This window comes from Natranaerobius trueperi (genome assembly GCF_002216005.1).
Taxonomy (GTDB): domain Bacteria; phylum Bacillota; class Natranaerobiia; order Natranaerobiales; family Natranaerobiaceae; genus Natranaerobius_A; species Natranaerobius_A trueperi.
This window is the reverse complement of the sequence record NZ_NIQC01000002.1, coordinates 82,694-109,552: the sequence shown is the minus strand read 5'-3', so window position 1 is coordinate 109,552 and position 26,859 is coordinate 82,694. Positions and strand designations below refer to the sequence as shown.

The 26,859-nt window shown below is 32.3% G+C and carries 24 protein-coding genes, 1 pseudogene and 2 other annotated features; of the genes and pseudogenes, 20 read left to right on the top strand and 5 right to left on the bottom strand.

What is annotated here, in order from left to right:
* Positions 1-408: 408 nt before the first annotated feature.
* Positions 409-1,773 carry an FAD-dependent oxidoreductase gene (locus CDO51_RS01785; protein ID WP_089022580.1) on the bottom strand — a complete coding sequence of 455 codons (1,365 nt, stop codon included), beginning with the start codon at positions 1,771-1,773 and terminating at the stop codon, positions 409-411.
* A gap of 647 nt (positions 1,774-2,420) precedes the next feature.
* On the opposite strand from CDO51_RS01785, the gene CDO51_RS01780 reads away from it, so the two are divergent.
* Both CDO51_RS01780 and CDO51_RS14125 read left to right on the top strand, forming a co-directional pair.
* Positions 2,421-3,770 carry a 5'-deoxyadenosine deaminase gene (locus tag CDO51_RS01780; protein WP_089022579.1) on the top strand — a complete coding sequence of 450 codons (1,350 nt, stop codon included), beginning with the start codon at positions 2,421-2,423 and terminating at the stop codon, positions 3,768-3,770.
* A 490-nt stretch (positions 3,771-4,260) separates the two neighbouring features.
* On the top strand, positions 4,261-4,455 hold the full coding sequence (locus CDO51_RS14125; protein WP_089022578.1) for a hypothetical protein: 195 nt from the start codon (positions 4,261-4,263) through the stop codon (positions 4,453-4,455).
* Positions 4,456-4,512: 57 nt separating this feature from the next.
* On the opposite strand, the gene CDO51_RS13670 is transcribed toward CDO51_RS14125, so the two are convergent.
* Positions 4,513-4,656 carry a hypothetical protein gene (locus CDO51_RS13670; RefSeq protein ID WP_158212266.1) on the bottom strand — a complete coding sequence of 48 codons (144 nt, stop codon included), beginning with the start codon at positions 4,654-4,656 and terminating at the stop codon, positions 4,513-4,515.
* Positions 4,657-4,858: 202 nt separating this feature from the next.
* The gene (locus CDO51_RS01770; RefSeq protein WP_089022577.1) at positions 4,859-5,107 is read right to left on the bottom strand and encodes a hypothetical protein; all 249 of its coding nucleotides are present in this window, start codon (positions 5,105-5,107) and stop codon (positions 4,859-4,861) included.
* 79 nt (positions 5,108-5,186) lie between these two features.
* Here CDO51_RS01770 and CDO51_RS01765 point away from each other — a divergent pair, with 79 nt between their 5' ends.
* On the top strand, positions 5,187-6,110 hold the full coding sequence (locus tag CDO51_RS01765) for a diacylglycerol/lipid kinase family protein (RefSeq protein WP_089022576.1): 924 nt from the start codon (positions 5,187-5,189) through the stop codon (positions 6,108-6,110).
* Here CDO51_RS01765 and CDO51_RS01760 read toward each other — a convergent pair.
* Entirely contained in the window at positions 6,094-7,347 is a 1,254-nt protein-coding gene (locus CDO51_RS01760; protein WP_143824653.1) for a Gfo/Idh/MocA family protein, read from the bottom strand. The genes CDO51_RS01765 and CDO51_RS01760 overlap by 17 nt on opposite strands.
* Before the next feature lie 293 nt (positions 7,348-7,640).
* On the opposite strand from CDO51_RS01760, the pseudogene CDO51_RS01755 reads away from it, so the two are divergent.
* The 4 genes and pseudogenes from CDO51_RS01755 to CDO51_RS01745 all read left to right on the top strand — a co-directional run.
* Positions 7,641-8,191 (top strand): annotated as a pseudogene (locus CDO51_RS01755) (transposase); the annotation flags it as partial.
* A 190-nt stretch (positions 8,192-8,381) separates the two neighbouring features.
* On the top strand, positions 8,382-9,752 hold the full coding sequence (locus CDO51_RS01750) for an alanine/glycine:cation symporter family protein (RefSeq protein WP_089022573.1): 1,371 nt from the start codon (positions 8,382-8,384) through the stop codon (positions 9,750-9,752).
* Positions 9,745-9,888, top strand: a complete 144-nt coding sequence (locus CDO51_RS13665; protein ID WP_158212265.1) for a hypothetical protein — start codon at positions 9,745-9,747, stop codon at positions 9,886-9,888. Before CDO51_RS01750 ends, CDO51_RS13665 begins: the two co-directional genes overlap by 8 nt.
* Before the next feature lie 265 nt (positions 9,889-10,153).
* A complete protein-coding gene (locus CDO51_RS01745) occupies positions 10,154-10,342 on the top strand; it encodes a hypothetical protein (protein WP_089022572.1) in 189 nt (62 codons plus the stop codon).
* Between the two features lie 135 nt (positions 10,343-10,477).
* Here the strand turns inward: CDO51_RS01745 and CDO51_RS01740 are convergent, their stop codons facing one another.
* Complete coding sequence (locus CDO51_RS01740) at positions 10,478-11,632, bottom strand: polysaccharide deacetylase family protein (RefSeq protein ID WP_089022571.1); 1,155 nt, start codon at positions 11,630-11,632, stop codon at positions 10,478-10,480.
* Between the two features lie 396 nt (positions 11,633-12,028).
* Between CDO51_RS01740 and proS the strand changes: the two genes are divergently transcribed.
* The 13 genes from proS (at position 12,029) to CDO51_RS01675 (ending at position 26,845) form a co-directional block, all read left to right on the top strand.
* A complete protein-coding gene (proS, locus tag CDO51_RS01735; RefSeq protein WP_089022570.1) occupies positions 12,029-13,474 on the top strand; it encodes a proline--tRNA ligase in 1,446 nt (481 codons plus the stop codon).
* 69 nt (positions 13,475-13,543) lie between these two features.
* Positions 13,544-14,122, top strand: a complete 579-nt coding sequence (locus tag CDO51_RS01730; protein ID WP_089022569.1) for a 5-formyltetrahydrofolate cyclo-ligase — start codon at positions 13,544-13,546, stop codon at positions 14,120-14,122.
* Positions 14,123-14,732: 610 nt separating this feature from the next.
* Positions 14,733-14,951, top strand: a binding site (T-box leader).
* A gap of 38 nt (positions 14,952-14,989) precedes the next feature.
* Positions 14,990-15,242, top strand: a binding site (T-box leader).
* A 607-nt stretch (positions 15,243-15,849) separates the two neighbouring features.
* Positions 15,850-16,806 (top strand): ornithine carbamoyltransferase, encoded by a 957-nt coding sequence (gene argF, locus CDO51_RS01720; RefSeq protein ID WP_240503456.1) that lies wholly within the window; start codon positions 15,850-15,852, stop codon positions 16,804-16,806.
* Positions 16,807-16,882: 76 nt separating this feature from the next.
* Entirely contained in the window at positions 16,883-18,091 is a 1,209-nt protein-coding gene (locus tag CDO51_RS01715; RefSeq protein WP_089022626.1) for an argininosuccinate synthase, read from the top strand.
* Positions 18,092-18,107: 16 nt separating this feature from the next.
* Entirely contained in the window at positions 18,108-18,986 is an 879-nt protein-coding gene (locus tag CDO51_RS01710) for a dimethylarginine dimethylaminohydrolase family protein (RefSeq protein ID WP_089022566.1), read from the top strand.
* A gap of 61 nt (positions 18,987-19,047) precedes the next feature.
* Complete coding sequence (locus CDO51_RS01705) at positions 19,048-20,628, top strand: Na+/H+ antiporter NhaC family protein (RefSeq protein WP_089022565.1); 1,581 nt, start codon at positions 19,048-19,050, stop codon at positions 20,626-20,628.
* Between the two features lie 117 nt (positions 20,629-20,745).
* Positions 20,746-22,170, top strand: coding sequence for an argininosuccinate lyase (gene argH, locus CDO51_RS01700; RefSeq protein WP_089022564.1), 1,425 nt, complete (start codon positions 20,746-20,748; stop codon positions 22,168-22,170).
* Positions 22,171-22,233: 63 nt separating this feature from the next.
* Positions 22,234-22,623 carry a PfkB family carbohydrate kinase gene (locus tag CDO51_RS01695; RefSeq protein WP_089022563.1) on the top strand — a complete coding sequence of 130 codons (390 nt, stop codon included), beginning with the start codon at positions 22,234-22,236 and terminating at the stop codon, positions 22,621-22,623.
* Positions 22,624-22,906: 283 nt separating this feature from the next.
* Complete coding sequence (locus tag CDO51_RS15260) at positions 22,907-23,038, top strand: PfkB family carbohydrate kinase (RefSeq protein WP_143824656.1); 132 nt, start codon at positions 22,907-22,909, stop codon at positions 23,036-23,038.
* Positions 23,039-23,417: 379 nt separating this feature from the next.
* The gene (locus CDO51_RS01690; RefSeq protein ID WP_089022562.1) at positions 23,418-24,176 is read left to right on the top strand and encodes an MBL fold metallo-hydrolase; all 759 of its coding nucleotides are present in this window, start codon (positions 23,418-23,420) and stop codon (positions 24,174-24,176) included.
* A gap of 13 nt (positions 24,177-24,189) precedes the next feature.
* The gene (locus CDO51_RS01685) at positions 24,190-24,924 is read left to right on the top strand and encodes a nuclease-related domain-containing protein (protein ID WP_089022561.1); all 735 of its coding nucleotides are present in this window, start codon (positions 24,190-24,192) and stop codon (positions 24,922-24,924) included.
* A gap of 179 nt (positions 24,925-25,103) precedes the next feature.
* Entirely contained in the window at positions 25,104-26,546 is a 1,443-nt protein-coding gene (locus CDO51_RS01680; protein ID WP_089022560.1) for an asparagine synthase-related protein, read from the top strand.
* A 116-nt stretch (positions 26,547-26,662) separates the two neighbouring features.
* A complete protein-coding gene (locus CDO51_RS01675; RefSeq protein WP_089022559.1) occupies positions 26,663-26,845 on the top strand; it encodes a hypothetical protein in 183 nt (60 codons plus the stop codon).
* Positions 26,846-26,859 lie beyond the last annotated feature (14 nt).

Genomic DNA, 26,859 nt, shown 5'->3' with positions numbered 1-26,859 from the left:
ATGTTAGTAGAAAAAAAGTTGATTTATCTTATTTTGATTAGATAATGAACAAAACATCGACCTTGATGGTAAAACAAAAGTTCCTGGATTTTAATGGTAGTCATTTATTTTGGAACAAGTATGAACATATTATTAAAAATAGATATAAAAATTTATAAAATTGGACCCATTAAAAGTTCTTTTGGATAGTTTACTTGAAGGAAAAATTTCGTCCTTAGAGAGACTTATTGTGGTGGTTTTGACATACTCCTATGAAGAATTACTTAATATTTGATTGTTCTGATAGGTATAAAATAAAGATTTTATGTCATGCTATCGGAGACAGAGCAATCGAAATGTTTTATAAAGAAAATCCAATATGGTAGTAAAAGGAAATATGTTAGAAATTAACCGGAATAATATTCTAGTTTAATTTCTAACATATTTTTTTCCAACACGTCCAGCTAGTACAATAGGATCATAAACTGGTGAAAAGGGTGGAGCATAAGCTAAATCTAAATGGTATAAATCTTGTATAGTTTTTTCAGATTGAATCATCCCTGACAAAACATCAATTCTTTTTACTTCATTTAAAGGTCCTATTATTTGTCCACCTAGTAATTTTCCGTTATGTTCATCAAAATTGATAAATAATGTAACCTTAGAACTATCAGGATAATATTTTGGTTTAGTATTACTTTCTATTCTGATTTTTTTAACATGATATCCTTTTGATTTAGCTTCTGACTCAGTGATACCTGTTCTAGCAACCCCAGTATCAAACAATTTCATTATAGAGCTATTTAACACACCAGGAAAAGTTTCGACATTATTTTTTACTATATTTGTACCAGTGATACTACCTTCTTTGTTAGCCTTTAAAGCTAAAGGTGAAAAAGTGGGTTGTTTAGTAACAATATTCTTAGCTTCTGCAACATCACCTGCTGCGTATATATTAGAAATATTAGTCTGAAGATATTCATTTACTCTTATACTACCTTTGATACCATATTCGATGCCACTATTTTTTAGAAACTTAGTGCTAGGTGTAACACCAATTGCAACTATTAATATATCAAAATTGAGACTCGTTTCGTCTGACTTTCTAACAGTGATATTATCATTTTTTTCTATTACGCTTGCAATTTTTGTTTCTAACTCTAAGGTGACATTATTTTTTTTAAGTACATCTTTCATATGCTCAGATACCTCAGGCTCAAAGGCTTTACTGAATTGGTTCCTACGATGGATTAAAGTTGTATTATAACCTAGTAAAGAAAAAACTTCCACCATTTCTAAAGCGATATACCCTCCACCAATAATACCAACTCTACTAATGTCATATTTTTCAATAGAATTTTTTATATTAATGCCATCTTTAATACTTTTAATAGTAAATATATTGCTATTTTCTCTACGAGAAGTAATATCAATATTATGTAAGTTTGGAGATACTCCACTAGCTACTACTAGGTAATCGTAACTTTCTTTATATTCTTTATCTTGTGAACTTAAAACTAATGAGTTTTCTCTCGGAAGAACTTTTCTAACTTCATGATTAAGTTTTAAATCAATACCTCGTTTTTCTTTTAAATCATTAGTTGTTAAAGCAAATAGTTGATCTGAAGATGTGACTTCTCCTTGAATAAAATAGGGTATACCACAACTTGCATATGATATTTCGTCAGATTTTTCTACAACGGTAACATCCCAGCTTGCGTCTTGTCTTTTGATCTGACTAGCAGCACTTAACCCAGCTGCGTTCCCACCGATTATAATAACTCGTTTTGACATGAAATCACTCCTAAGATAGTCTATAATATATAATTCTTGTTAAACTAGACGTTTTCCTGCTTATTTGACATGAGTCAATATTTTATGCACAAAAATCAAGTTTTAGCGAGTGTTTTATGAACTCGTAAAAGCTTGAGTTCACAAAACTTAAACTTCCATGCATTATTTTTCTGTTGTACTAGCTTTTAATAAACTTAGAAGAATCGAAAGCTAGATATCTTTCATGGTTAACTCCTTCTTTTCTAAGGCTAGCTGTGTGCATTGTCATAGGGGCATTCTTTACGGCTAAATGCCTGTATGATCTTTAGTTTTTGTTAAATAAATTTATATTAGCAACGCCGTTTTCGATTTTGATGATTGACAGAACAATTCCTGCATTTTTCAACAATCTTGATGATGCCTCTAGATTACAGTATTCCAGCAGAACTTGTATTTGGTGTTCTCGGTATGTAGCTTTAAAGATAATTATTCGTAATTTAAGATCTATCTTCAATAAATTCAGTATTGTTTCTTCTATTTGTGTTAAGGTTAATTTTAGGATAACAATTAAGATAATAACATAGTTAAATAAGGGGACGTCCTCCTTACGATTTTGTGGTGGCAGTACCCCTTATTATTTAAAAACTAATTAAGGAGTGTGGTCAATAATGTCTTCGATTTTAATAAAGAAAGGTACTTTAATAACAATGAATCCAAATAAGGAAGTTTTTACAGGCAATATTCTGATAGAAGGAAATAAAATATCAAAGATCAGTCAAGAAGAGATAACAGATAAAGTTGATGAAGTTATAGATGCTACAGATCAAGTTGTTATCCCCGGTATGATTCAATCACATATTCATTTAACACAAACATTATATAGAGGCCAGGCAGATGATCTTGAACTTCTTGACTGGTTAAAAAATAAAATTTGGCCATTAGAAGGCTCACATACAGCAGAATCAAATTATATCTCAGCATACCTTGGTATTTCTGAATTAATAAAAGGTGGAACCACGTCTATTATAGATATGGAAACTGTACACTACACTGAACCAGCTATCAAAGCAATTTATGAAACCGGGTATCGAGCAGTAACCGGAAAGTGTATGATGGACGATGGTGGTGATGTACCTGAAACACTTAAAGAAAGCACTGAAGATTCTATAAATGAAAGTGTTCGGTTACTTGAGAAATGGCATGGAGAAGGTGACGGAAGAATAAAATATGGTTTAGCTCCGAGGTTTGCAATTTCATGTACTGTTGATGCATTAGAAAAAGTACGTGATATTACAAAAGAGTATGATGTATTAGTTCATACACATGCTTCAGAAAATCAACAAGAAACTAAGCTAGTAGAAGAAAAAACCGGTTTAAGAAATGTTAAATTATTTGATAAACTAGGTTTAACAGGTGAGAATCTTGTCTTAGCACATTGTATTTGGTTAGATGAAGCAGAAAAGAAGATTCTTGCTGATACTAAAACAAAAATTTCCCATTGTCCAAGCTCTAATTTAAAACTAGCATCAGGTATTGCTCATATTCCAGAACTATTAGATTTAGGGGCTGAAGTTTCCTTAGCTGCAGATGGTGCTCCTTGTAATAATAACTTAGATATGTTTGTAGAAATGAGACATGCAGCGTTAATTCATAAAGCTAGAGTTTTAGATCCAACAGTAATGAATGCAGAACAAGTATTTGAAATGGCAACTCTTGGTGGTGCACGAGCTATGGGTATGGAATCACAATTAGGTAGTTTAGAAGAAGGAAAGTTAGCAGATTTAGCTATTGTTAATTTAGATAGTATTCATTCAGCACCAAGGGAAAGAGAAGATGTGGTCTCTAAGTTAGTTTATTGTGCGAAAAGTACCGATGTAATGACTACGATAATAAATGGAAAAACTCTTATGAAAGATAGAAAGTTACAAACAATCGACGAAGGTCAAGTTATCAGAGAAGCAAATAAATATTTAACTAAACAGCTACAAAAAGCCGGATTTAGTTATCTTGACCATTAAATAGAAAGTTAATGTCCTTAGCGTTATTTATAACAGAGGGATAATCCATTAGTTCACCTAAACTAATAATCGTTATATGGAACTGTAACTAGAATAAGTTGATAATGAAATCATCTATACACCTTATAAGCAAGTTTAAAAGACTTTAGAAAACGAATAGAAAATACAGTTAAATAACAATATTCTCCATATCAAAAGTGTAACTACCCCTTATTAAAGTAAGTTACATTTCATCGCAACCGAATGTAGTGAGGTTGCAAAAAAATTTTTTAAAACGGTTGGGGGAATTATCTTTTTAAAGTTTATTATAAACGGTATTTCGGTACTTTGATTCTGGTCTCTAAAACCTTGTAAAACAAATTAGAAGAGTTAAATACATAGGTTTTGAAGCATTTCGCACTTCTGTGTCTATTAGACACGGAGCCTAAAACATTGGACATGATTTAGATATAAGGGAAGAATATCAGCAAATAAATAGGTGCTAGCTTATGTGCTAGCACCTAAAGAAACTAGAGCGACATCCCAGCCGCCTCGATCACTTTCATCTGATGCGCCCATAAAAGTACCATCAAAAGCATCTTCATTTCCTTCCGCATGTTCAATAGCTTTAGCTACTGTATCGATTGATTTTTCAGATGTACTAGTTGCCTATGAGAACACATCAATGTCGGCTGAATTTTCTTAAACTAATCTTTTAGGTAGCTCGTCCATTGCATTATGACATATATCGTAGCCATAGTCTTCATCTTTTTTTCCTTGCCATATTGTTGAACTCAGTTAGTTCAACTTCTACGATTTCGTCGTTTTCTAAAGTTACATCAGCAGTAACATAACCTTTTTCATTTGCTTCAGAGACTGCTGAGTAAAAGTAAGTACCTACCCTCAAGACCTTCTTCCCCATTTTTTAGAGCATCTAGAAATAGAGTTGATAACCCAAAAATTTAAATTTTGATTTTTATGTATTTACTTCCTGCATTAGTAGATTTATATTATATAATTGTTAATTATAGTACAAACAAACACTAATACTGTTTAAATGTAGTAAAAAATGTCACGATGCATAAATATAAACTTAAATTTAAGGCAAATTACTTATCTTTTTCAAGGTCATATAGGATCTTATCAAGATACCACTCTTCAGACTTACCGGGATTTCTTTCTTTTTGCCGTTCGATTAATCTAGTAAGAGTCTTTTCAGCTTCCGCATCAGAAGTTTTTAAAAGGGATTTACATTTGTTTCTTAAATGTTGTTCACGTGAGGAGGTAATGCTTCCTTTTTGGCGAACAAAATAGATAATAGTTATAATAATTACAAGTCCAATTATCATATAGCTCATTTTACTTCCCCCCAAATTATAGAAATTACTATGCTAATTTTACCATAATATCAGATTTCTTTATAGGAGGAAAAAGCTGATGGAATTTTTGGTTGTTTTTAATCAAAAGGCAGGTCAAGCTAATCAAAATAAGCTTAATCAAATAATTAAGATTATAGAAAATAAAGGTAGTAGTGTTAAATTACTTTCGTTAACAGATGATGGTTTTAAAAGTGAGTTATTAGGTTCCTTAAAAGACTTAAAAGGTTTGATTACTTTTGGTGGTGATGGCACACTAAATACTATAGTGAATGTGATACTATCTTCGACATCATTGTCACCAGATGAATTACCAACAATTGTTCCTTATCCTTCAGGAACAGCTAATGATTTTGCTTACCAACTTTTTGAACAAGAAGTAAGCATAGAAGAGATGATTAATTCAGTATTTCAAGAAAACATAAAATTTTTAGATGTTGGTAGGGTAAATGATTATTACTTTATAAATGTATTTGGAATAGGTTCTTTTGCAGATATCTCGTATAAAACACCACCTGAATTAAAACAAAGATTAGGTATGTGGGCATATTGGGTGGAAGCTATAAAGCAATTACCTAATTTTGGTTCGATTAATTTTAGTTTAAAAGATACTACTAAAATTGAAACGACCCAAGGTTATCTATTACTTGTCTTAAATGGAAAAGGAGCAGGCGGGTTTAAAAGCCTAGCTCCTCGTTCATCGCTTAGTGATGGCAAACTGGATATTGTTATTGTAAAAGAGAATAAAACTATACTTGATTTGGCTCCGTTACTTCCAAAGATTATTAGAGGAGAACATCTAGAAGACCATAGAATCACTTATTTTCAAAAAGATAGTATCGAAATAACTTCTGATAAAGAGGTTGTTAGTGTTGTTGATGGTGAAAAAGGTCCAACTCTTCCTATAAAAATTGATATATTACCTAAAAGATTACCTTTTGCTTATCAAAAGCAAAAGGAACAAGAGATTAAAGGTTTGTTCTAAAATCATCAACTGAAGTGATTTTATTTGTTCTTCTAGATTGTTCTACTGCAAACCCGACTATATGACTTTCGATAGATGCCTCAAGAGTTGAGGTGTCTTTTTCATATTCTTCTTTTAGATAACTTTCAAAATGCTCCATTAACCCCAGGTCTCCTCCTCCATGAGCGCCTTGTTTATATGGTGGTTCAATGTTTTCTTCTTTTTTTCTAAATGGTAATAGCTGAATTTTATTTTGAGCAAAATCTGCTCTAATCTCACCTTTAGTTCCATATATTTTAGTTACTCTGGTCATTTCCTTGGATAATCCGTTTAATGTAAAATTGACTTGAATGTTGTCTTGGTAGTTAAGATTTGCAGTTATTACTTCAGGCATTGTATTATCTAGTAAATAAACACATTTGCCTAAGTCAGTAAATTTGACCCCAAGTTTTCTTTGATATAAAGGGGGCATAGTTTTAACAACTTCTTTTGGCCAAGGGAGGTTTTTTGATAGGTAGATGTGTTTTGCAGAATAAGGACAGTTATTTTCAGCTTCACAACGATTACAATGTTTTCCTGCATTATAAGGATGGTTATCTTTGATAAAATAATTTTGTTTTCCTTGTGCAAAAACAGTTTTACATTTTTTATTGTTTAATAACCAAGTTAAAAGATCAAAGTCATGAGAGCTTTTAGCTAAAGCTAAAGGAGCAGAAACTGATTCATTTCTCCAATTACCTCTTACATAACTATGAACGAAGTGATAATAACCAACATTTTCAGTATGGTTAATAGCCTTAATATCCCCAATTTCACTTTTATTTAAAGTCTCTTTTAACTGTTTATAAAAAGGTGTGTATCTTAACACATGTGCAATTAGTATACTATCCCTATTTTCTCTTGTTTTATCAACCAATTTTTGAAATTCGTCAAAATTAGGTGCTATAGGTTTTTCTAATAGAATTTTGTATCCTATTTCTAACCCTTTTATCGTGGGGTGATAATGATCATGGTCCATGGTTGTAATTAACAAAGCATCAGCAATTTTACCTTGTTCAAATAATTGTTCATAATTTTTATATTGACGCTCGTATGGAATATTATGTTCTTTAGCAAAAGCTTTTCTTTTATATAAGTTAGGTTCTGCAACTGCAGTAATATTAATATCAGAGCAATGTTTTTTTATAAAATTACCATAGATATTTTTCCCTCTATGACCTGCTCCAATTAGAGCTACAGTATACTTTGAAGAGTTCAAAACCTCACCTCCTAGATCTAAGGTATCTACTATATCAAATAGCAGATACCTTTTTACCTTCCACTTCTAATAAATATATTTATATATATTATAGTTTACAATTATCAATTATTAATTAGGCCTTTTGCAAAATTTTGAAAGCCCAATTCGTGGGGTTTTTCGCTCAATATAAAAGGAGCTCACCCCAAAATTATCGAAAATACTAAGTGGAAACAAAATATCTCGATAACGAGTGAGTTCCACTATCGTATTTTCTACAAACAACCCTGTTTTCCCTTGAAGCATTGCAAGAAATGGAGTTAAAAAATCTACTAATTTTACTTTTTAGCTCATTAGATCTCGCACCATATGCAAAAGAATTAAGATCTCCATCACCACGGGGGCACCAGGCTACAATCGAGAAGCAATTCTTAGAGCACTTTTAGCATCACCATCAGAAGGAATAAATGAGTTTAGCGAATTGAGTACAAGATTAAAACAAGATATTAGGTTCAGATATTGTTGTGGCTTTGGTATTAGCGACGAAATTCCTTCCGTATCAACGTTTAGTCGAGTTTTTGCCAAAATTACAGAAAAAGGTTTAATGGAGCAATTATTTTATGATCTTGTAGGTGCTTGCTATCAAGAAGGAATTATTGATGGTACTACAATTACTATAGATAGTACTACCATTGATGCTTACGAAAAGAAACAGCCAAAGTCAAAACAATCTAGTACTAACGCTAACTGGGGTGCTAAATTTGATAGTTTCAAAAACAAGATTACCTGGTTTGGATACAAATCACACTTGGCAGTAGATGCTGAAAGTGAACTGCCCACAGCTTTAGAAGTTACACCAGCAAATTATAAGACGTGATAATAATATCATTTTTTATGTTATTTTGAAGGAATTTAGAAAATTCGCAAGAATTGTGTATGTGTAATATCTTATGAATGAGTGCAGACAAGTCACAAAAAGGAGGTGAAAAGTCTAAAAGTTTAAAATTTTATTTAACTTATTTATATTTTCTTAATGTAGAAGGGGGATTACGCTAATGGATTTAATTAGTATAATCGAAAGCATTAATGAAATACTTTGGGGACCTATAATGCTAATGCTTTTATTAGGAACAGGAGTTTTATTTACTGTAAAGTTAAGGTTCATTCAGTTACGTCGCTTGAAAGATACTGTAAAAGAAACATTTAGAAAAAACGAAGGGATTGAAGCTGATGAACAAGGTATGAGTTCTTTTCAAGCCCTAGCAACTGCAATTGCAGCTCAAGTAGGAACAGGAAATCTTGCAGGAGTAGCTACAGCTATCGGAGCAGGAGGACCTGGAGCTGTATTTTGGATGTGGATAAGTGGAGTATTTGGAATGGGAACTATTTTTGCAGAAGCTGTAATCTCGCAAGTCCACACAGAAAAAGTTGGGAGCCAAGTTACTGGTGGTCCCGCTTATTACATCAAGAATGGACTTGGAAGTAAAGCTTTAGCTGCCTTTTTTGCAGTTGCAATAGTTTTGGCATTAGGATTTATGGGTAACATGGTACAATCAAATTCAATATCAGAAGCAATGTATACTGCTTTTGAAATTCCACCTATTGCGACAGGTCTAGTAATAGCCATACTTGTTGGGTTAATAGTAATCGGGGGAATGAAAAGAATAGCTCATTTCACATCAAGAGTTGTTCCAGTAATGGCAGTATTTTATCTTTTAGGAGCTCTTGTGATTATGATAACACATTATCAAGAAATTATACCTTCTATTCAATTGATATTCCATAGTGCTTTTAATCCAACAGCTGCAACAGGTGGTGTTGTAGGTGTTACTGTAAGAGAAGTGTTTCGCTATGGAATAGCTAGAGGATTGTTTTCTAACGAAGCAGGGATGGGTTCTACACCTCATGCTCATGCCGTTGCTAAGGTAAAACATCCGGCTCAACAAGGACTTGTCGGCATATTTGGTGTTTTATTTGATACAGGCATAGTATGTACTATGACCGCACTTGTAATTATAGTAACAGGATCATATACAACTGATTTAATAGGGATAGAGCTAACACAACATGGATTTTATGAAGGTTTTGGCACTTTTGGAGGAGCATTTATTGCTGTTAGTATGTTTTTCTTTGCTTTATCAACAATAATTAGTTGGTATTTCTTTGCTGAAGCTAATATCAGATACTTGTTTAGTACTCGTTATTTAAAAATATTTCAAGCTTTAGTATTAGTATTTGTTGTAGTGGGTACTACTTTAGAAGTGGATGTAGTTTGGGAGCTAGCTGATATGTTTAATGGATTAATGATTATTCCTAACTTAATAGCACTGTTAGGTATGGTTTCATTAGTGGTCAAAATACTTAATGACTATGAAAACAATTATGAAAAGAATCAACCTTCTGAATATGAAAAATCATATGAGTAAAAGAATTGAACATATTTTTACTACTAATATTAATAATTTGAGATCTGAATTACAAGAACAAAGGTCTAAATGGGCTGTTCCAAAAGTAATATCTTTTGGTTACAGCCCATTTTTTAATCTGAAGTATTTTCAATAATTAAGATTCATTCATTCTTAAAAACTTAAGGACTTAAGCATAAGTCGGCAAAAAATTTCAGACTTATGCGTAAGTCGGAAGAAAACTTAAGGACTTAAGCATAAGTCGGCAAAAAATTTCAGACTTATGCGTAAGTCGGAAGAAAACCTAAGGACTTAAGCCTAAGTCGGCAAAAAATTTTAGATTTAGGTGTAAGTCTTAAATTGCTATTAAATAAAATTAGGGTTAAACTTATCTTAAGTTAAAAAAAGAAAGGGGGATTTTAATGACTGAATGCAATGGAACTTTATCAAAGGATTTTAAAGTAAAAGAATCTAATTATTTACTAGTAGCTTCACCATCAGACATTGAAAGCGAAAAGGAAAAAGAGGCATATTTTAAAGGCTTAAATGATGGTATAAATACAATTAAACAAATACTAGCTGAAGAAAATATACAATTAGAAATCGAATAAAATAGTAGGAAGAAGAATTTAAGGGTACCACTCTTTAGGACACCAGATTGAAAACATAAAGAAGCAGCCTTATCATTAAAATACTAGATAAGACTGCTTCTGTGTGTAAATCTAACTTTAAATAAAAAAAGTATATTAGTCTTTTTCTATTGAATAGAGATTGATTTCTTTATTAATTTCATCTAAGAACTCTTCATTTAAATAATCTTCTTTTTCTTCTGGAATAGAAATTGTGTTATTGTTACCATCACTTACATATCTATCTTCAGGTCTGTTTTCATAATGAGAAAGCCACTTATCTATTCTAGCTTGATCAGCTCTTATTCGCGGAAGATCTAATGAATCAAAACCCTTGTGAAAAGGAGATTTACTAGGTTTCCACCCAACATTTAATACAGCCTTATGTTCATAAGATGTATCATTATGTTCTCCAGAGTAAACATACTCTTTTAACTTATCCCCCTGTGGCCACTGACCAAAAGCAAGAGCTAAACTCTTAACTTGGTAATTCGGTATGATTTCTTCAGTATATTTTTGATGTAATCCTAGTTCTTCTTGAATTAATTCTTTAGCTTCTTCTTTTGAATTATCTTCGGATATTTTCTTTAAATCTTGATGATTATAACCATGATTACCGATCTCAAATCCTAATTCATCAAGGTGGATTATTTTTTCTTCATATTTGTCTTGGCTTTTGAAAGGTGTTGGTAGATAATTTACATAAAAGGTGCCACCAACAGTGAAATCCTCATATTTTTCTTTCATTTCTAAAATGATACCCACCGCTGTATCAGGATCTATAATTTTTTCACCATCTTCATTTTCTTTATAGCCAAAATGACCAGATGTACCATCATCAAAAGTTAAGACTACAGGAGTTTTTCCTGGAGGTAGATCAATATTACCTTCAACAATATCCATTAAATTAACAATACGATAATCTTTTTCATATAAGCGCTCTAAATCTTCCCTGAAATTTTCTCTTGTCCGCTCCCAAGTGTCCTCTTCATCACCAATTCTATGATACATTAGTATCATAATTTCTCCAAGCTCATTAGGTTCTACATTCTGATAATCGATTTCAGGTTCACTATTGTCTTCTTCATCTTCTTTTTTGTCTTCTTTTTCATTACTTCCCTCAGAAATTTCATTTTCATCACTTGTTTCTTCTTTTGGTTTTCCTTCTGTTTCTTGATCTTGACAACCAGTTATAAAAATTAGTGTCAAAATTAGACAAAGTCCAACTGTAATAAAAGTTGCTTTAGAACGTTTAACTGAAACTTTTTTCATAGATTATATCCTCCTCTTATCAATTGCTATACATATAAATTCTTCAAATACAGCTAATAACCTTCTTAACATAATTGAGAAATTGCGGTAAAATTGACTATGATATTTTAGTGTGCTATAATTTTAATAAAAGTTTATAAAGTCATGTTTCATAATAGGGAATAGTAGAAAAGCGACAGGTACAGAGAGGAAATCATTTGCTGAGAGATTTCTACTTTAATCGGTTTTTGAACCCGCCTTATTGAACTCGATTGAAATCGAGCGGCTAATCCGTTATCTTGTGGAGTGGACCATTGTATGGTCAACCCGGGTGGTAACGCGGAAGTAATCCTTTCGTCCTGGAATAGGGCGAGGGATTTTTTTTATATCTAAAAAAATATTTTAAGGAGGGATATTATGTCTAATGGAAATGAGAACTTTGTAAGAGAGATTACTCCTCAATCACAAGATTACTCACAATGGTATTTAGATGTTATAAAAAAGGCTGAGCTGGTAGATTATGCACCAGTTAAAGGTTGTATGGTAATAAGGCCATATGGTTATGCAATATGGGAGAATATGAAATTGGGGCTAGATAGAAGAATTAAAGAAACAGGTCATGAAAATGCGTACTTTCCTTTATTTATTCCTGAAAGTTTGCTTCAAAAGGAGGCTGATCACGTAGAAGGGTTTGCTCCAGAGGTAGCCTGGGTAACTAAAGGTGGTCAGGAAGAACTATCTGAAAAATTAGCTATTAGACCAACTTCTGAAGCAATGATTGGTGAAATGTATAGCAAGTGGATTCAATCTTGGAGAGATCTTCCTGTTTTAATTAATCAATGGGCTAATGTAGTTCGATGGGAAAAGTCTACCAGACCCTTTTTAAGAACATCTGAATTTTTATGGCAAGAAGGACACACTGCACATAGAACAGAAGAAGGTGCTGAAGAAGAAACCTTAAAAATGTTGGATGTATACAGAGATTTTGTAGAAAATGATATGGCTATTCCTGTTTTAAAAGGATTAAAGACAGAGAAAGAAAAATTCGCGGGTGCCCTACGGACATATTGTATAGAAGCGTTAATGTCAGATGGAAGAGCTCTGCAGGCTGGAACTAGTCATAACTTGGGTCAACATTTTGCTGAAGTTTTTGATATAACGTTTTTAGATCAAGATGATGAGCGTAAATACGTATGGCAAACCTCTTGGGGAGTATCAACTAGGTTATTAGGTGCTTTGATAATGGTACATGGTGATGACCGAGGGTTACAAATACCTCCAAAAGTAGCACCAAATCAAATTGTTATGGTACCTATTATGCCTAAAAATAAGCAAGAATTAGTAAAAGAAGAAAGCCAAAAACTGTATGATGAACTGAAAAAAGACTTTAGAGTAAAACTAGATGACAGAGAAGAACAAACACCTGGATGGAAATTTAACGAATGGGAGATGCGTGGTGTACCTATTAGACTAGAGATTGGACCAAAGGATATTGAAAAGGAACAAGTTGTACTAGTACGAAGAGATAATGGAGAAAAAATCTTCGTAAAAAGAGATAAATTACATGATAAACTTGAAGAAGTTTTAGCTGATATTCAAGATAGCATGTACAATAGAGCTAAAGAATACCTAGAAGATAATACCCGTGTTGCAAAAGATATGGATGAATTATCATCTATCATAGAAGAGCACAAGGGAATGGTAAAAGCTCACTGGTGTGGTAGTGGCAATTGTGAAGAACATGTGAAGGATGAGACAAAGGCAACTATTAGGTTAATTCCTTTTAACCCAAATACTGGTGAAGACTGTATTTCCTGTGGTAAAGGAGATAGTAAGGAAGTAGTTTTTGCGAGAGCATACTAATTTTTTAAAGAGAAGTTTCCTTTAAGGGAGCTTCTCTTTTTCGTAAACTAGAAAAGGGAGGGGAATAGATTGATAGATAAAAGTTTAATTAGAAAAGAATTGATTAATAAAAGAAAGAAAATGCCCGAGAATTTAAGAACAAAGTATAGTCATGAAATTACTAAAAAGTTCTTTCAAAATTTTGTTGATAAGAAAGTCACAAGTATAATGACTTATTTACCTATCAAAAGTGAGGTAGATACATATCAATTAATAGAAAAAGCAATTAATAATAATATTAATGTTTATGTTCCAAGAACAGATCCTAAAAATAAAACTATGAAGCCCATTAAGATTACTAATTTAAAGACAGATTTACAATTAGGTGTTTATAATATATATGAACCAAAGGCAGAACTAAGTGAAACTATTAATAGTAAAAGTATTGATAAAATAATAGTACCAGGGGTAGCTTTTGATTTATTAGGGTATCGCATAGGTTATGGAGGAGGTTATTACGATAAGTTTATTGATAATCTAGCAAGTTATAGCGAATGTATCGCTGTTGCCTATGAGTTTCAAATAAAAGATAAATTACCAAGGGACTCATGGGATAAACCAGTAGATGCAATTATAACAGAAAAAGAAGTGAGGTTTATCAAAGTTTAGCAGGAGGAAAGTTGTGGAGCGTATTGGGTTATATTAATAAGCATATTATTGACCTGATTTTAACTTATTAACAAGCACCGATATGTTATTTAATGTTAATTGAGTCTTTGACTAGTTGTAGTTTTTTCTAACTTAACAATGGAAAAAGTAATCACAGTAAATAGCTGCTATTATAGAAGAAATACACTTTATTAAGTAAACAATAGCTAAGTATTGTGCTAAAAAAACTTAGTTTTTAGATTGATAATGTAACGATTTGATTGTATTAAAGTGAAAAATTAGAGCTAACAAAAGAAATATTAGCTGCTGCAAACGTAGAGATAATCATCAAATAAAATTAATTATGTTACAACTTCAAATAATAAGGTTAAAAAACTACTAACAAAGATCATTCGTGGGAGTAATACTAATAAAAACAGTAATTTAGATTAAATTATTAAGAGATTCTTAATGCTATACATAATTCCAGGGACCAAGGTTTTTACTTGGTCAACCGTCTTGAGAGGGTGACATTTTTAAAAACAATTTTAAATTTACTTATTGACAAATTTATAAATAGGAGTTATCATGTTTTATAACAATTTATAGTAATAATAAAATAGATCATATAAATACGACTATGAAGGGGAGAGTAACTAATAGTCTTAAGTCATAGCGAGCTGGGGATGGTGTAAGCCCAGTACTTAATTATTAGTGAAGCGCACCCCTGAGTCTAAAGGCTGAACTAGTAGTAGGTCTTTGCGGCAGGCCACCGATATCGGCTAAACGAGTGAATCGATATGATCGATTAACTAGGGTGGTACCGCGAGATAACCTCTTCGTCCCTTTATTAGGAATGGAGAGGTTTTTTTATATCATAATTTAATATAAAATGCGTTGAAGGAGAGAGTACCTTTGATGATGGTAACAGCGAGCTGGGATTTGGTGGGAGCCCAGTACCTAATCAATAGGGAAGCGCACTCCGGAGCACCAGGCCGAAATCCTGATGATGTTCAAAAGTCATTTGAGTCAGAGAGAGTAGGTTTTGGCGGGCTAACCGTTACTAGACTAGATAGACCAAAGGGAATCGGATAATATCCGATTAACTAGGGTGGTACCGCGGGTGAAACCCGTCCCTAATCAATATTGATTAGGGACGGGTTTTTTTAGTTTGCCCTGCATGGGCGGTAGCTAGGCGGTGCAAATTCGCTACAGGCTTGGTGGTAGAAACTGTTAGCAGATGGCAAGGACGTCCATCGTGAGGTGGAGTCTGAAGGAAGCCTAATGCAAAATCTCGGTCTGACGATCAGAAATCACATACAAGGCATATGTGAGTCGGACGATGTGCCATACAACACAAAGTCCAATACCACCCGAACCCTACGGTGTAAATGTGGCAGATATATGAGAGGAAAGTTACCGTTCTTAACAGGGGAGGTCTTACGGGGGTTGCTGACAAGAAGGTTTAACCAACAACCCACAGCCGACAAAGCGTACAGTGATGTACGGTTGAACCGTAAGAAGTCAGCAGAGAGAATACTACGAACAAGGATATAAACAAGCAGTGGATAATAGACCTAGCTAAATATTTGATACCGTGAACCATGACTTATTGATAGGTATGGTAAGGGAACAGGTAAAGGATGAAACCATTATACGACTCATACGTAAATTCCTACTCGATTATCAAAAAAGATATTCTATGCAAAGGAGGTGATCATTATTTGTGCAACTTCAATGATTTCTATTTGGAACCAGGAACTAAGTTGATTGAAAACTGTAAAGGAAATGACTTGTTAACTTTAAAGGATTATCATGCTGATACTCTTTCTGCCTTACTCAATCTATCTCAAAAGCTAAAAACTGATACTAAACAGGGAATAGCTAAACAATATTTACAAGGTAAGACTTTAGGGATGATGTTTGAGAAACCGTCCACTAGAACTAGGTGCTCTTTTGAAACAGGTATTTATCAATTAGGCGGTATGGGAATGTTTTTAAGTAAGAATGATTTACAACTTTCTAGAAAAGAACCTATCAAAGATACCGCCAGAGTATTGTCTAGTTATTTAGATGGCATTGTGGTGCGCACATTTGAGCATAGTAAAATAGAAAAATTTGCTCAGTATTCTTCTGTTCCAGTTATTAATGGTTTGACTGATACTTTTCATCCATGTCAAGTTATGGCAGACCTTCTAACAATAAAAGAACAATTTAGAACTTTGAAAGGTCTTAAACTGACTTATTTAGGTGATGGAAATAATATGACCAATTCTTTATTAATTGGGTGTGTCAAAATGGGGATGGAAATTACTGTAGCATCTCCTACTGAATATTTACCAACTTATGAGATTGTCAAGTTAGCTAAAGAAGAAGCTGATAAAACAGGAGGTAAGGTTACTATTACTGATGACCCTGATCAAGCGCTAAAGAATAGTCATATTATTACAACTGATGTATGGGTCAGTATGGGAGAAGGAGAATCATCTAAAAGTAACAAGTTAAAAGCTTTTAAACCGTATCAGCTTAATAAAGAGGCGATATGTAAAGCTGATAAGGATGTTGTAGTATTACATTGTTTACCCGCCCATAGAGGAGAAGAGATTACAGATGAGGTGTTAGAAGGAAAACAATCAAGAGTTTTTCAACAAGCAGAGAATAGACTTCACGCCCAAAAAGGTATTATGGTTGCTTTAATGGGTTAAAAAGTAGATTAGTATTTGAGTTATCGTAACTTTTTTATATAATTAATATTTATTATTTGAAGGGAGAGTATTAATGATGTCACAGATTAATAAGGTAGTGTTAGCGTATTCAGGAGGGCTTGATACTTCAGTTGCAATTAAGTGGATCCAAGAAAATTATGACTGTGAAGTAATAGCTATGATAGGTGATGTAGGTCAACAAGAAGATGTAGAAGCTATTAAAAAGAAAGCTTATAACACTGGTGCTAGTAAGGTCTATGTTGAAAACTTACAAGAAGAGTTTGTAACTGATTATATCTATCCTGCAATTAAAGCAAATGCAATGTATGAAGGTAAATACTTACTTGGAACAGCTATATGCAGACCACTTTTAGGTAAAAAAATGGTGGAAATTGCTCAAAAAGAAGGTGCTGATGGAATAGCTCATGGATGTACAGGAAAAGGAAATGATCAAGTAAGATTTGAAATGGCAGTTAAAGCCCTAGCTCCTGAACTGAAGATTATAGCACCATGGCGAGAATGGGATATAAAAAGTAGAGAAGATGCTGTAGAGTATGCCAAATACTATAATATTTCAGTTCCTGTTACTAAAGAGAAACCCTATAGTATAGATAGAAACTTATTTCATTCTAGTTATGAAGGAGGGATATTAGAGGATCCTACTTATGAGCCCGATGAAGACATGTTTATAATGACAACCTCACCAGAAAAGGCAGTTGATACACCTGAATATGTAGAGTTTGAGTTTGAAAATGGAATACCAACTAAGATTAATGGTGAAATATTAGAACCAATTGAGCTAATGGAAAAATTAAATGAAATTGGTGGTAAGCATGGTGTTGGTCGTGTTGATATAGTTGAAAATAGATTGCTTGGTATGAAATCAAGAGGAGTATATGAAACACCTGGGGGTACTTTATTATACCATGCGAAGAAAGAATTAGAATACCTAACTTTAGATAAAGATACTATGCATTTTAAAGAATTAGTCTCAAGCAAGTATTCGGAACTAGTTTATAATGGTTTATGGTTTTCAAGCTTAAAAAAAGCTCTTGATGCTTTTGTTGACAAAACTCAACAAAATCTTACAGGAAAAGTAAAACTTAAACTTTATAAAGGAAATATAGAAATCTCTGAGAGAAAAGCGCCTTATAGTCTATATCGAGAAGACTTAGCTACCTTTGAGGAAGATGAAGTTTATAATCAAAAAGACGCTGAAGGTTTTATCAATATTTTTGGTCTTACCTTAACAACTGAGGGGATGATACAGAGAAATCAAAATTAGAAAGGTGGTATATCTATTGAAATATAACGGCGTTTCTGAAGTTAACAAACTACGGACTGTATTAGTAAAACATGCAAAAGACGCTTATGTAAGTCAAAAATATCTAGAAAAGTATTGGAAGCAATATAATTTTTTAACATGCCCTGATTATGAAAGAGCAATTGAAGAATATGAAAAATTCCTAAAATTATTACAGTTAAATGTAGATGATGTTTATTTTTTACCAGAAGACGAATCGGGGATTGATTCTATATATGTTCATGATCCTGCGGTGATTACACCTAAAGGTGCAATACTAGGTAATATGGGCAAAGAGAATCGTAAAAAAGAACCAGACAGTATGGGTGAGTATTTGAAAGAACTTAGAATTCCTATTATAGGCCAAATTACAGGCAACGGAAAATTAGAAGGTGGAGATGTTGTATGGTTAGATGAAGAAACAGTGGCAATTGGTATTGGTTATAGAACAAATAAAGAAGGAATTAGACAATTTAAGCAATTAACAAAAGATACAGTTAAAGAAGTAATAGAAGTAGACTTACCTCATTTAAATGGTCCACAAGAATGTATACACTTAATGTCACTTATTAGTCCAATCGATAATGACTTAGCTGTAGTATATTCAAAGTTTATGGCTGTATCTTTTAGAGAATATCTTCTAGAAAGAGGCTATAAATTGGTTGAAGTTTCTGACTATGAATTTCATACTCAAGCTTGTAATGTATTAGCTATAGCTCCACGTAAATGTATCATGTTGTCTGGTAATCCTGAAACACGTGATAAATTAGAAAAAGAAGGAGTAGAAGTTTTAACCTATATAGGGGATGAAATTTCTCATAAAGGTATGGGTGGACCTACTTGCCTTACTCGTCCTATTTTTAGAACAACCGATTAAGACTAAGCCACCATCTTAATTAGGAGATGGTGGCTATATTAAAAAATTGGAGGTGATTATAATGGACTTTGGTATATATTCTTTATTGCCACCGTTAGTAGCTATAATACTAGCAATTTTGACAAAACAAGTACTACTTTCATTATTTGTAGGGGTCTGGCTAGGAGCTACTATGTTATCAAGTTTTAACCCTATAGTGGGTATAGTCAGTACTTTTGAAGATCATATTTTTATTGAAATGGCAGACCCCTGGAATACGTCTGCGATGTTATCAACCATTATATTAGGAGCATTTTCTGCAATCTTAGAACGAGGTGGTGGAGCTAAGGTTTTTGGGGACTTTTTAAAGGATAGAATAAAGACTAGAAAACAAGGACTATTATTAACATGGGCTGGAGGAGTAACAATTTTCTTTTGTGATGTAACCAATCCAGTTATTGTTGGACCGATTTTTAGACCAATTACTGACTTTCTAAAAATATCAAGAGAAAAACTTGCCTATTTATTAGATTCAACCAGTGCACCTGTAAGTTTACTGGTGCCATTTTCAACTTGGGGAGCTTATGTAATTGGTATAGTTGGTAGTGAGTTTTCTGAACTAGGCTATGATGCTAACCCATTAGATGTATTTATAAAAGCAATCCCTTATCAATTTTATGCTATATCTGCATTAATAGCTACATTAATAATATCTTTTAAAGGTATTGACTTTGGCCCTATGAAACAAGCTGAAAAAAGAGCTTGTAATGAAGGAAAACTAATAAAAGATGGGGCAAAGCCTTTAAGAGCTGAAAACAGTATAGAAGTACCTTCTTATGCTAAGCCAACAATTTGGAATATACTTGCACCATTAGGTGTATTACTAATTCTTATATTTTCTTTATTTATTTGGACTGGTGGGTATCCTGAAGTTGGTTTATTCCAAGCAATAGGTAATGCTGATGTAATGTTATCTCTTAATGTATCATTTTTTATAGCTAGTATAGTTGGAGTATTAGTTACTGTTAAAAGTAAAGTATTCACCTTTAAAGAAGCTACTGAAACTTGGCTAAATGGCACGAGACAGATGATGGATGCGATATTAATTCTAATCCTTGCTTGGTCAATAGGGAGTGTAACAGAAGGTATAGGGACAGCTGATTATATAGTAAGTGTTACAGAAGCTTTTCTAACACCCGCTGTAATGTTGGTTTCTATTTTTGTCGCATCAGCCTTAGCAGCTTTTTCTACAGGGACATCTTGGGGGACGTTTGCTATATTTTTACCAATATCCATCTCTTTAGCTAGTAGTATAGACGCTAGTATGGCTCCGTCTATTGCAGCAGTTTTAAGCGGTGGCTTGTTTGGAGATCACTGTTCCCCTATTTCAGATACAACTATACTTTCGTCCATGGGTGCTTCTTGTGACCATATTGATCATGTAAATACTCAACTACCTTATGCTATAAACGCAGCAATAGGTGGTTCTATTGGATTTTTAATTGCAGGTATTACAAAATCTTTTGTGCTTCCTTTAATTACAACATTTGTATTTACGATCTTAGCGCTTGTTATATTTTCAAAAATAGATGGTGAGGTTAGTGAAACAAGATCAAAAATTAATGAGTTAAATACTTTAGTAAAAGAATCTACTAAAGGTTAAATGTCGACTAATAAGACGTGCTATAAATAGTCAAGTATAAAATTATCAAAGATCAGTGAATTCTTTTGACTATGATTAGCATGTCGAAACTAACTCTATTGTATAGGAGGGAATAAATTGTCAAAATTATGGGGTGGAAGATTTACAAAGGAAACTAATAAACTAGTTGAAGAGTTTACAGCTTCAATAGAATTTGATAAGAGACTTGTTTTATACGATATAATTGGAAGTATCGCTCATGTAAAAATGTTATCTAATCAAAAGATACTTTCAACTAAAGAAAAAGATGAGTTAGTTCAAGCATTACAAGAAGTTTTTGAGGAAGCAAAACAAGGAAAACTTGAATTTAATATCTCAGATGAAGATATCCATATGAATATAGAACGACGGATAATAGAATTGGCTGGAGATACTGGTAAAAAACTTCATACAGGAAGAAGTAGAAATGATCAGGTAGCTTTAGATATGCAAATGTTTTTTTTAGATAAAAGTGGTGAATTAGCAAAAAAAATAGTGGAGTTACTAGAAACTTTTATAAATTTGTCAAAGCAACATATATATACTTATATGCCTGGTTTCACTCATATGCAAAGGGCACAACCAACGACCTTTTCTCATCATATAATGAATTATTTTTGGAAGTTTAAAAGAGATTTAGAAAGAATACTAGAATTTAACTTAAGAGCAAATAATATGCCACTAGGATCCGGAGCATTTGCAGGGACTAGTTTCCCGATTTCCCAGGAAATCACGGCTAATGAATTAAATTTTTCGAAAGTATTTGATAACAGTATGGACGCTGTTAGTAGTAGAGATAATGCTCTAGAATTACTTTCAATTTTGACATCTGTAATGCTCAATTTAAGCCGGCTATCTGAAGAGTTAGTACTATGGTCTTCTAAAGAGTTTAATTATATTAAATTAGATGAAGCTTTTACTACTGGTTCTAGTATAATGCCTCAAAAACAAAATCCAGATGTTGCTGAATTAATTAGAGGAAAAACTGGTAGAGTTATAGGTAACTATTCTGCATTAGCAACTACATGTAAGGCTCTTCCAATGGCATATAATAAAGATTTTCAGGAAGATAAAGAATGCGTTTTTGACACAGTAGATACATTAGAAGTATCCATATCTTTAATGAATGAGATGCTACAAACAATGACAGTAAACAAAGATGTAATGAAAAACTCTATATATTCAGATTTCTCAAATGCTACAGATGTTGCTGACTACCTAACAACATTAGGAATACCTTTTAGAATAGCTCATGACATTACAGGGAAATTGGTTAGAAATTGTCAAGAAAGAAAAAAACTACTTAATCAAATTACAAAAGAAGAATTATCACAATTAGTACCAGACTTAAACTCTGACTCTTTAGATAATTTATTTACTGTCTTAGATCCAATTGAATGTGTTAACTCACGAAGTAGTAAAGGTGGGCCATCACCTAATATTATGAGAGAACAAATTAACTGTGCTTTAAAAGAGTTAAATGACTTTTCTAGTAAAGTACAAAAATTACCTAAATTTTTGTAGTATAAAACACTACTGTAGATAAAATCTATAGTAGTGTTTTATTATATTTTGTATATCAAATAAGTGATTGTTAAATCTAATCATGAAGGTAAAACAAATATTGGATTTGCTTTAGCAGTTGTAGGTGCATTTATCGTTACAAGGATATTAGGTCCAGGTGATGTAGTAGAAGATAAAGCAGTGGTAGTAGAGGTGAAATCTTTAATGTTAAAAGTAGTTACATTAGGAGAAACACTAGTGGATTTTATTTCTCAAAATAGGGATAATAAAACATTAGAAAAACAACCAGGAGGAGCTCCTGCAAATGTGGCAGTAGCTCTTTCGAAACTTGGAGTTATTGCAAGCTTTATTGGTAAGGTTGGAGAAGATATTATAGGGCATTTTTTAAAAGAAACATTAGATTATTATAAAATTGATACCATGGACTATATTTTACAAATGAGATTAAAATAGGGATTACTTTTGTATCCTTAGATTCTTATGGGGAACGTCATTTTGATTTTTATATTCCAAAAAGTGTAGATCAACTTTTAGAACCAGAAGAAATAACAGAAAAACTTATAATAGATAATGATATTTTACATATAGAATCTATCTCAACAATTCAAAGTCCAAGTAAAAAAGCGACCTCTAAGGCAATTAATATAGCTAAAGACAATAATATAATAGTCTCACTAGATCCAAACTTAAGATCGAATTTATGGGATGAAGAATTGATGGTTGATTTTTAACAAAAATTCAAGGGTCACAAGTATCATATATCACAAGAGGGAGTAAGGATAGCTTACTATATTATTCAAATAAGTCTATAAACATTGACCCCTTTGAGGTAACTACAAAAGATACAATTGGAGCGGGAGATGCTTAGACTGCTGGTGTATTATATTCGATATCTAGCTTTAATAAGAAATTTTATGAACTAACTATTTCTGAACTTACCTATGCTGGGAAGGTAAGTGCGATAGCCGGAGCTTTAGCAGTTACTGAGAAAGGTGCAATGAAGAAGAGTGTTTTTGTGGGGTTTTTATATACGAGAGTTGATGCTTTCTTAGATGGGTATACTAAGTATATAAGAAGCAAGTCACCCTACTCGTAATTATCAATGGATACATACTTTTACAATTCTAAAAGAGTAATTTTTAACGATAAATATTTTTATACTTTAAACTCCTGACTTGTAAGTTGTTTATGAATTTAACGAGTGATAGAATTGTATTAAATATCCAAAAATCGGAGTGTGATAAAAGTTGAAATTAAAAAAACCGATAGCTGTTAGAGTTTTAGGAAGATACAGTCCTTATCCTCCGAAAAACGGAAATTGTTCAGGGTATTTATTAACAATTGAAAACAAAAAAATTTTATTTGATTGTGGAAATGGTATATTAAGTAATCTTCAAAATTACTTTGATGTATCAGAATTATCAGCTGTATTTATTAGTCATTTTCATGAAGATCATGTTGCAGATTTAGTGGCTTTAAGGCATGCTTATGAAACTTCTATAAAAATGGGTAATGCGACTAATCCATTAGCTATATATGTTCCTCGAAAACCACAAGAACAAGTTGACAAACTATCTTCTTATGAAGGTTTTGATGTTAAAGCTTTAGAAGAGAATGACCATATTAATATAGGTGAAATCGATATTACCTGTATCAAAACTGAACACCCTTTATATTGTTTAGCGTACCGGTTAGAATATAATGATAAAATCTTTGCTTATACTGGTGATACTGCTTATAAAGAAGACTCTTCTTTGATAGACTTTATTTCAAATTCAGATTTATTATTAGCAGAAACCAGCTTCACAGAAAAAAATAAAAAAGGACATGAAGATTATCATATGAGTGCTAAAGAGGCAGCACTTTTAGCAAAAAACGCAAATGTTAAACGACTGATAATGACGCATTTACATCCTTTAATAGATACAAAAGAACTTTTAAATGAAGCTTCAAAGGTATTTTCTGATAGTTCTTTAGCCGTTGAAAATACTTCATATTTGATTTAGCTAGGAGAATTATATGATAGAAATTAATTATGAAAAATCTGAACGTAGTATTTTGGTTAAAAAGAAAGCACAGTTAGAAAAGTATAATCAAAAACACCGGAAAGTAAAACGCAATCTATATGTTGCGTATATAAAAAAATTTTTACCATTTAACAGTCCAAATACAAAACAATTAAGGGCTTCTCTTAGAAAGGTAGAAAAAAACATAGACCGATTAACTAAAGAATTAATTGCTTTAGAAAAAGGAGCGTACGGTGAAAAGTTAGTTACAGACACACTTAAAGAAAGTCTAAATGATCAATTTTATTTGATAAGTAACTATACTTTTCAACATAATGGGACAAGCTATGAAATTGATCATATAGTAATAGGGCCGACTGGAATATTTTTTTTAGAGGCGAAAAACCTAAATGGTCGAATTTTTGTATTTGATGAAGAAAGTAAATGGTTAAAGACACCACTTAACAATCCAGATGCTCTTAAAGTACCATTTAAAAACCCACAATTTCAATTATCTAAAGCAAGAGATGCATTTTTTAAGTCACATTCTAGTGAAGTACTTGATACTTCAGTTAATTTTGCTGTTGTTTTTCCTAGAAATAGTTGTTTATTATTAGGTAGAGAGCAAACATCTACTATACCAGTACTATATAATGATGAAGTATCTGAATATATTCAAAGTTATAAAGAGAGCTTATCAACCAGTTATATAAAATATTGGATTAAAATGCTAATAGGATCTGATTAATATTTTCGTATTGATATTAAACAACACTTTATTTTTATGAATTAATTAGTAAGTAAACCTCATTCTATGGTGATTAATTTTAAATAATTCTCTAAAGAATTTAGTCAACTTGAGAGATATCTTTCATATGTTATTATTAGAACTAAATCAAACCATAGATGAGGTGAGAATTTAAATTTATGAGTGGAATTGTAGGAGTACAAGGTAAGTTTCAAACTAAAAAGCTAGAGGGTATATTAGAAAAGCTTGAACATCGAGGACCTGATGGAAAAAGACTTTATCCAAATGGTAACCTAGCTTTAGGGGAAGTTACAAGTCAATATGAATTATCTTTAGCTAGAGAAAATATATATAATAGTGTTTTAGTTCTAGATGGAACCCCTAGCTATCAAGGTGCTAAGTTATCAAGAGAAGAACTGTTTAATTTCTATCTAGATAATGGACCTAATATTTTCAAATTATTAGAAGATGATTTTGCAATTATATTAACAGATGGGGATAAATTAGTTGTAGCCCGAGATATATTTGGAACACGACCTCTGTATTACTGTAAGGTCCAAGAAGGACTCGTTTTTGCATCAGAAATAAAAGCTTTAAAAGAATTAGATGCTGAAATAAAAGTATTTCCACCAGGAACATATTATACTACATCAGATGGTTTTAATAGATTTAAATCTGTACCAGAATTCAATGATGATATAGAAGATTCACCAGGGAGTGCTCGCTATTACCAAAAGGCTGAAGAGTTAAATTCGCTTATTGAGAAAGCTGTTAAAAAAAATATCTCTGAAAACACACGAATAGGAGTATTTTTGAGTGGTGGAGTAGATAGTTCTGTTATAGCTGCTGCTTTATCTAATGTAAAAAAAGCTCCAATACAAACTTTTGCTGTTGGAATGAAGGACTGTGATGATGTATTAAATGCTAGAAAGGTTAGTGAATATATAAATAGTGAACACTATGAGCTAACTTATGAGAGTCAGGATATGATTGATGCTTTACCTGAAGTTATCTACCATTTAGAATCTTTCGATGTAGAGTTAGTAAACAGTTCTATTGCAAATTATCTTGTATCTAAAATAGCAAAAGAGAAAGGGATAGAATTAGTTTTGTCAGGAGAAGGAGCCGATGAACTTTTTGGAGGATATCATCATTTAAAACAGTATGAGACAAATGAAGAATTAAATAGAGAACTTGAGTTACTACTGAAAGGAATGCACAGTGGTGGGCTACAAAGGGTTGATAGAATGACTAAAGCCCATGCGTTAAACTGTCAAATGCCGTTTTTTGATTCTGAGATAATAGAATTTGCAAGAATTCTACCGTATAGATGGAAGATTTCCGATAGTGGGATGGAAAAAGTAATACTCCGTCAAGCATTTAATGGTATGCTTCCAGACGAAGTGTTATGGCGTAAAAAATCACAATTTGGAATCGGTTCAGGTAATGAAGATGCTATGACAAATATAATTAATGCACAGGTTACTGATAAAGAGCTTCGAATGGCAAAAGAAAATTATGGGATAAACTTCAAATCTAAAGCTGAATACTATTATTATAAGATTTTTAAAGAATTTTATCCAGACAAAGTCGAATCTATGGTTAATAGATGGTTAGCGTAAAAGGTTACGGGTAAGACCGTAACCTTTTTCATTTTAAATTTAGAAGGGAAAATAGTATTTTATAAGGAATATTATTTAACTAAGGATCTATTTAATTCAAAGGGGGTAATATAGAAATGCCTAATAAATTAGATGAAACTATTCAAAATAAAATATTAGAAGAAGCGAAAGAAGGGAAATTATCGTGTGGTAAATGTATGAAAATAGCAGAAGAATTAAATTCTTCACTTTTAAAAGTTGGTAAAAATGTCGAAGCATTAGATATAAAGATAATAAGTTGTCAGCTTGGATGCTTTTAGAGGAGTGAGGATAA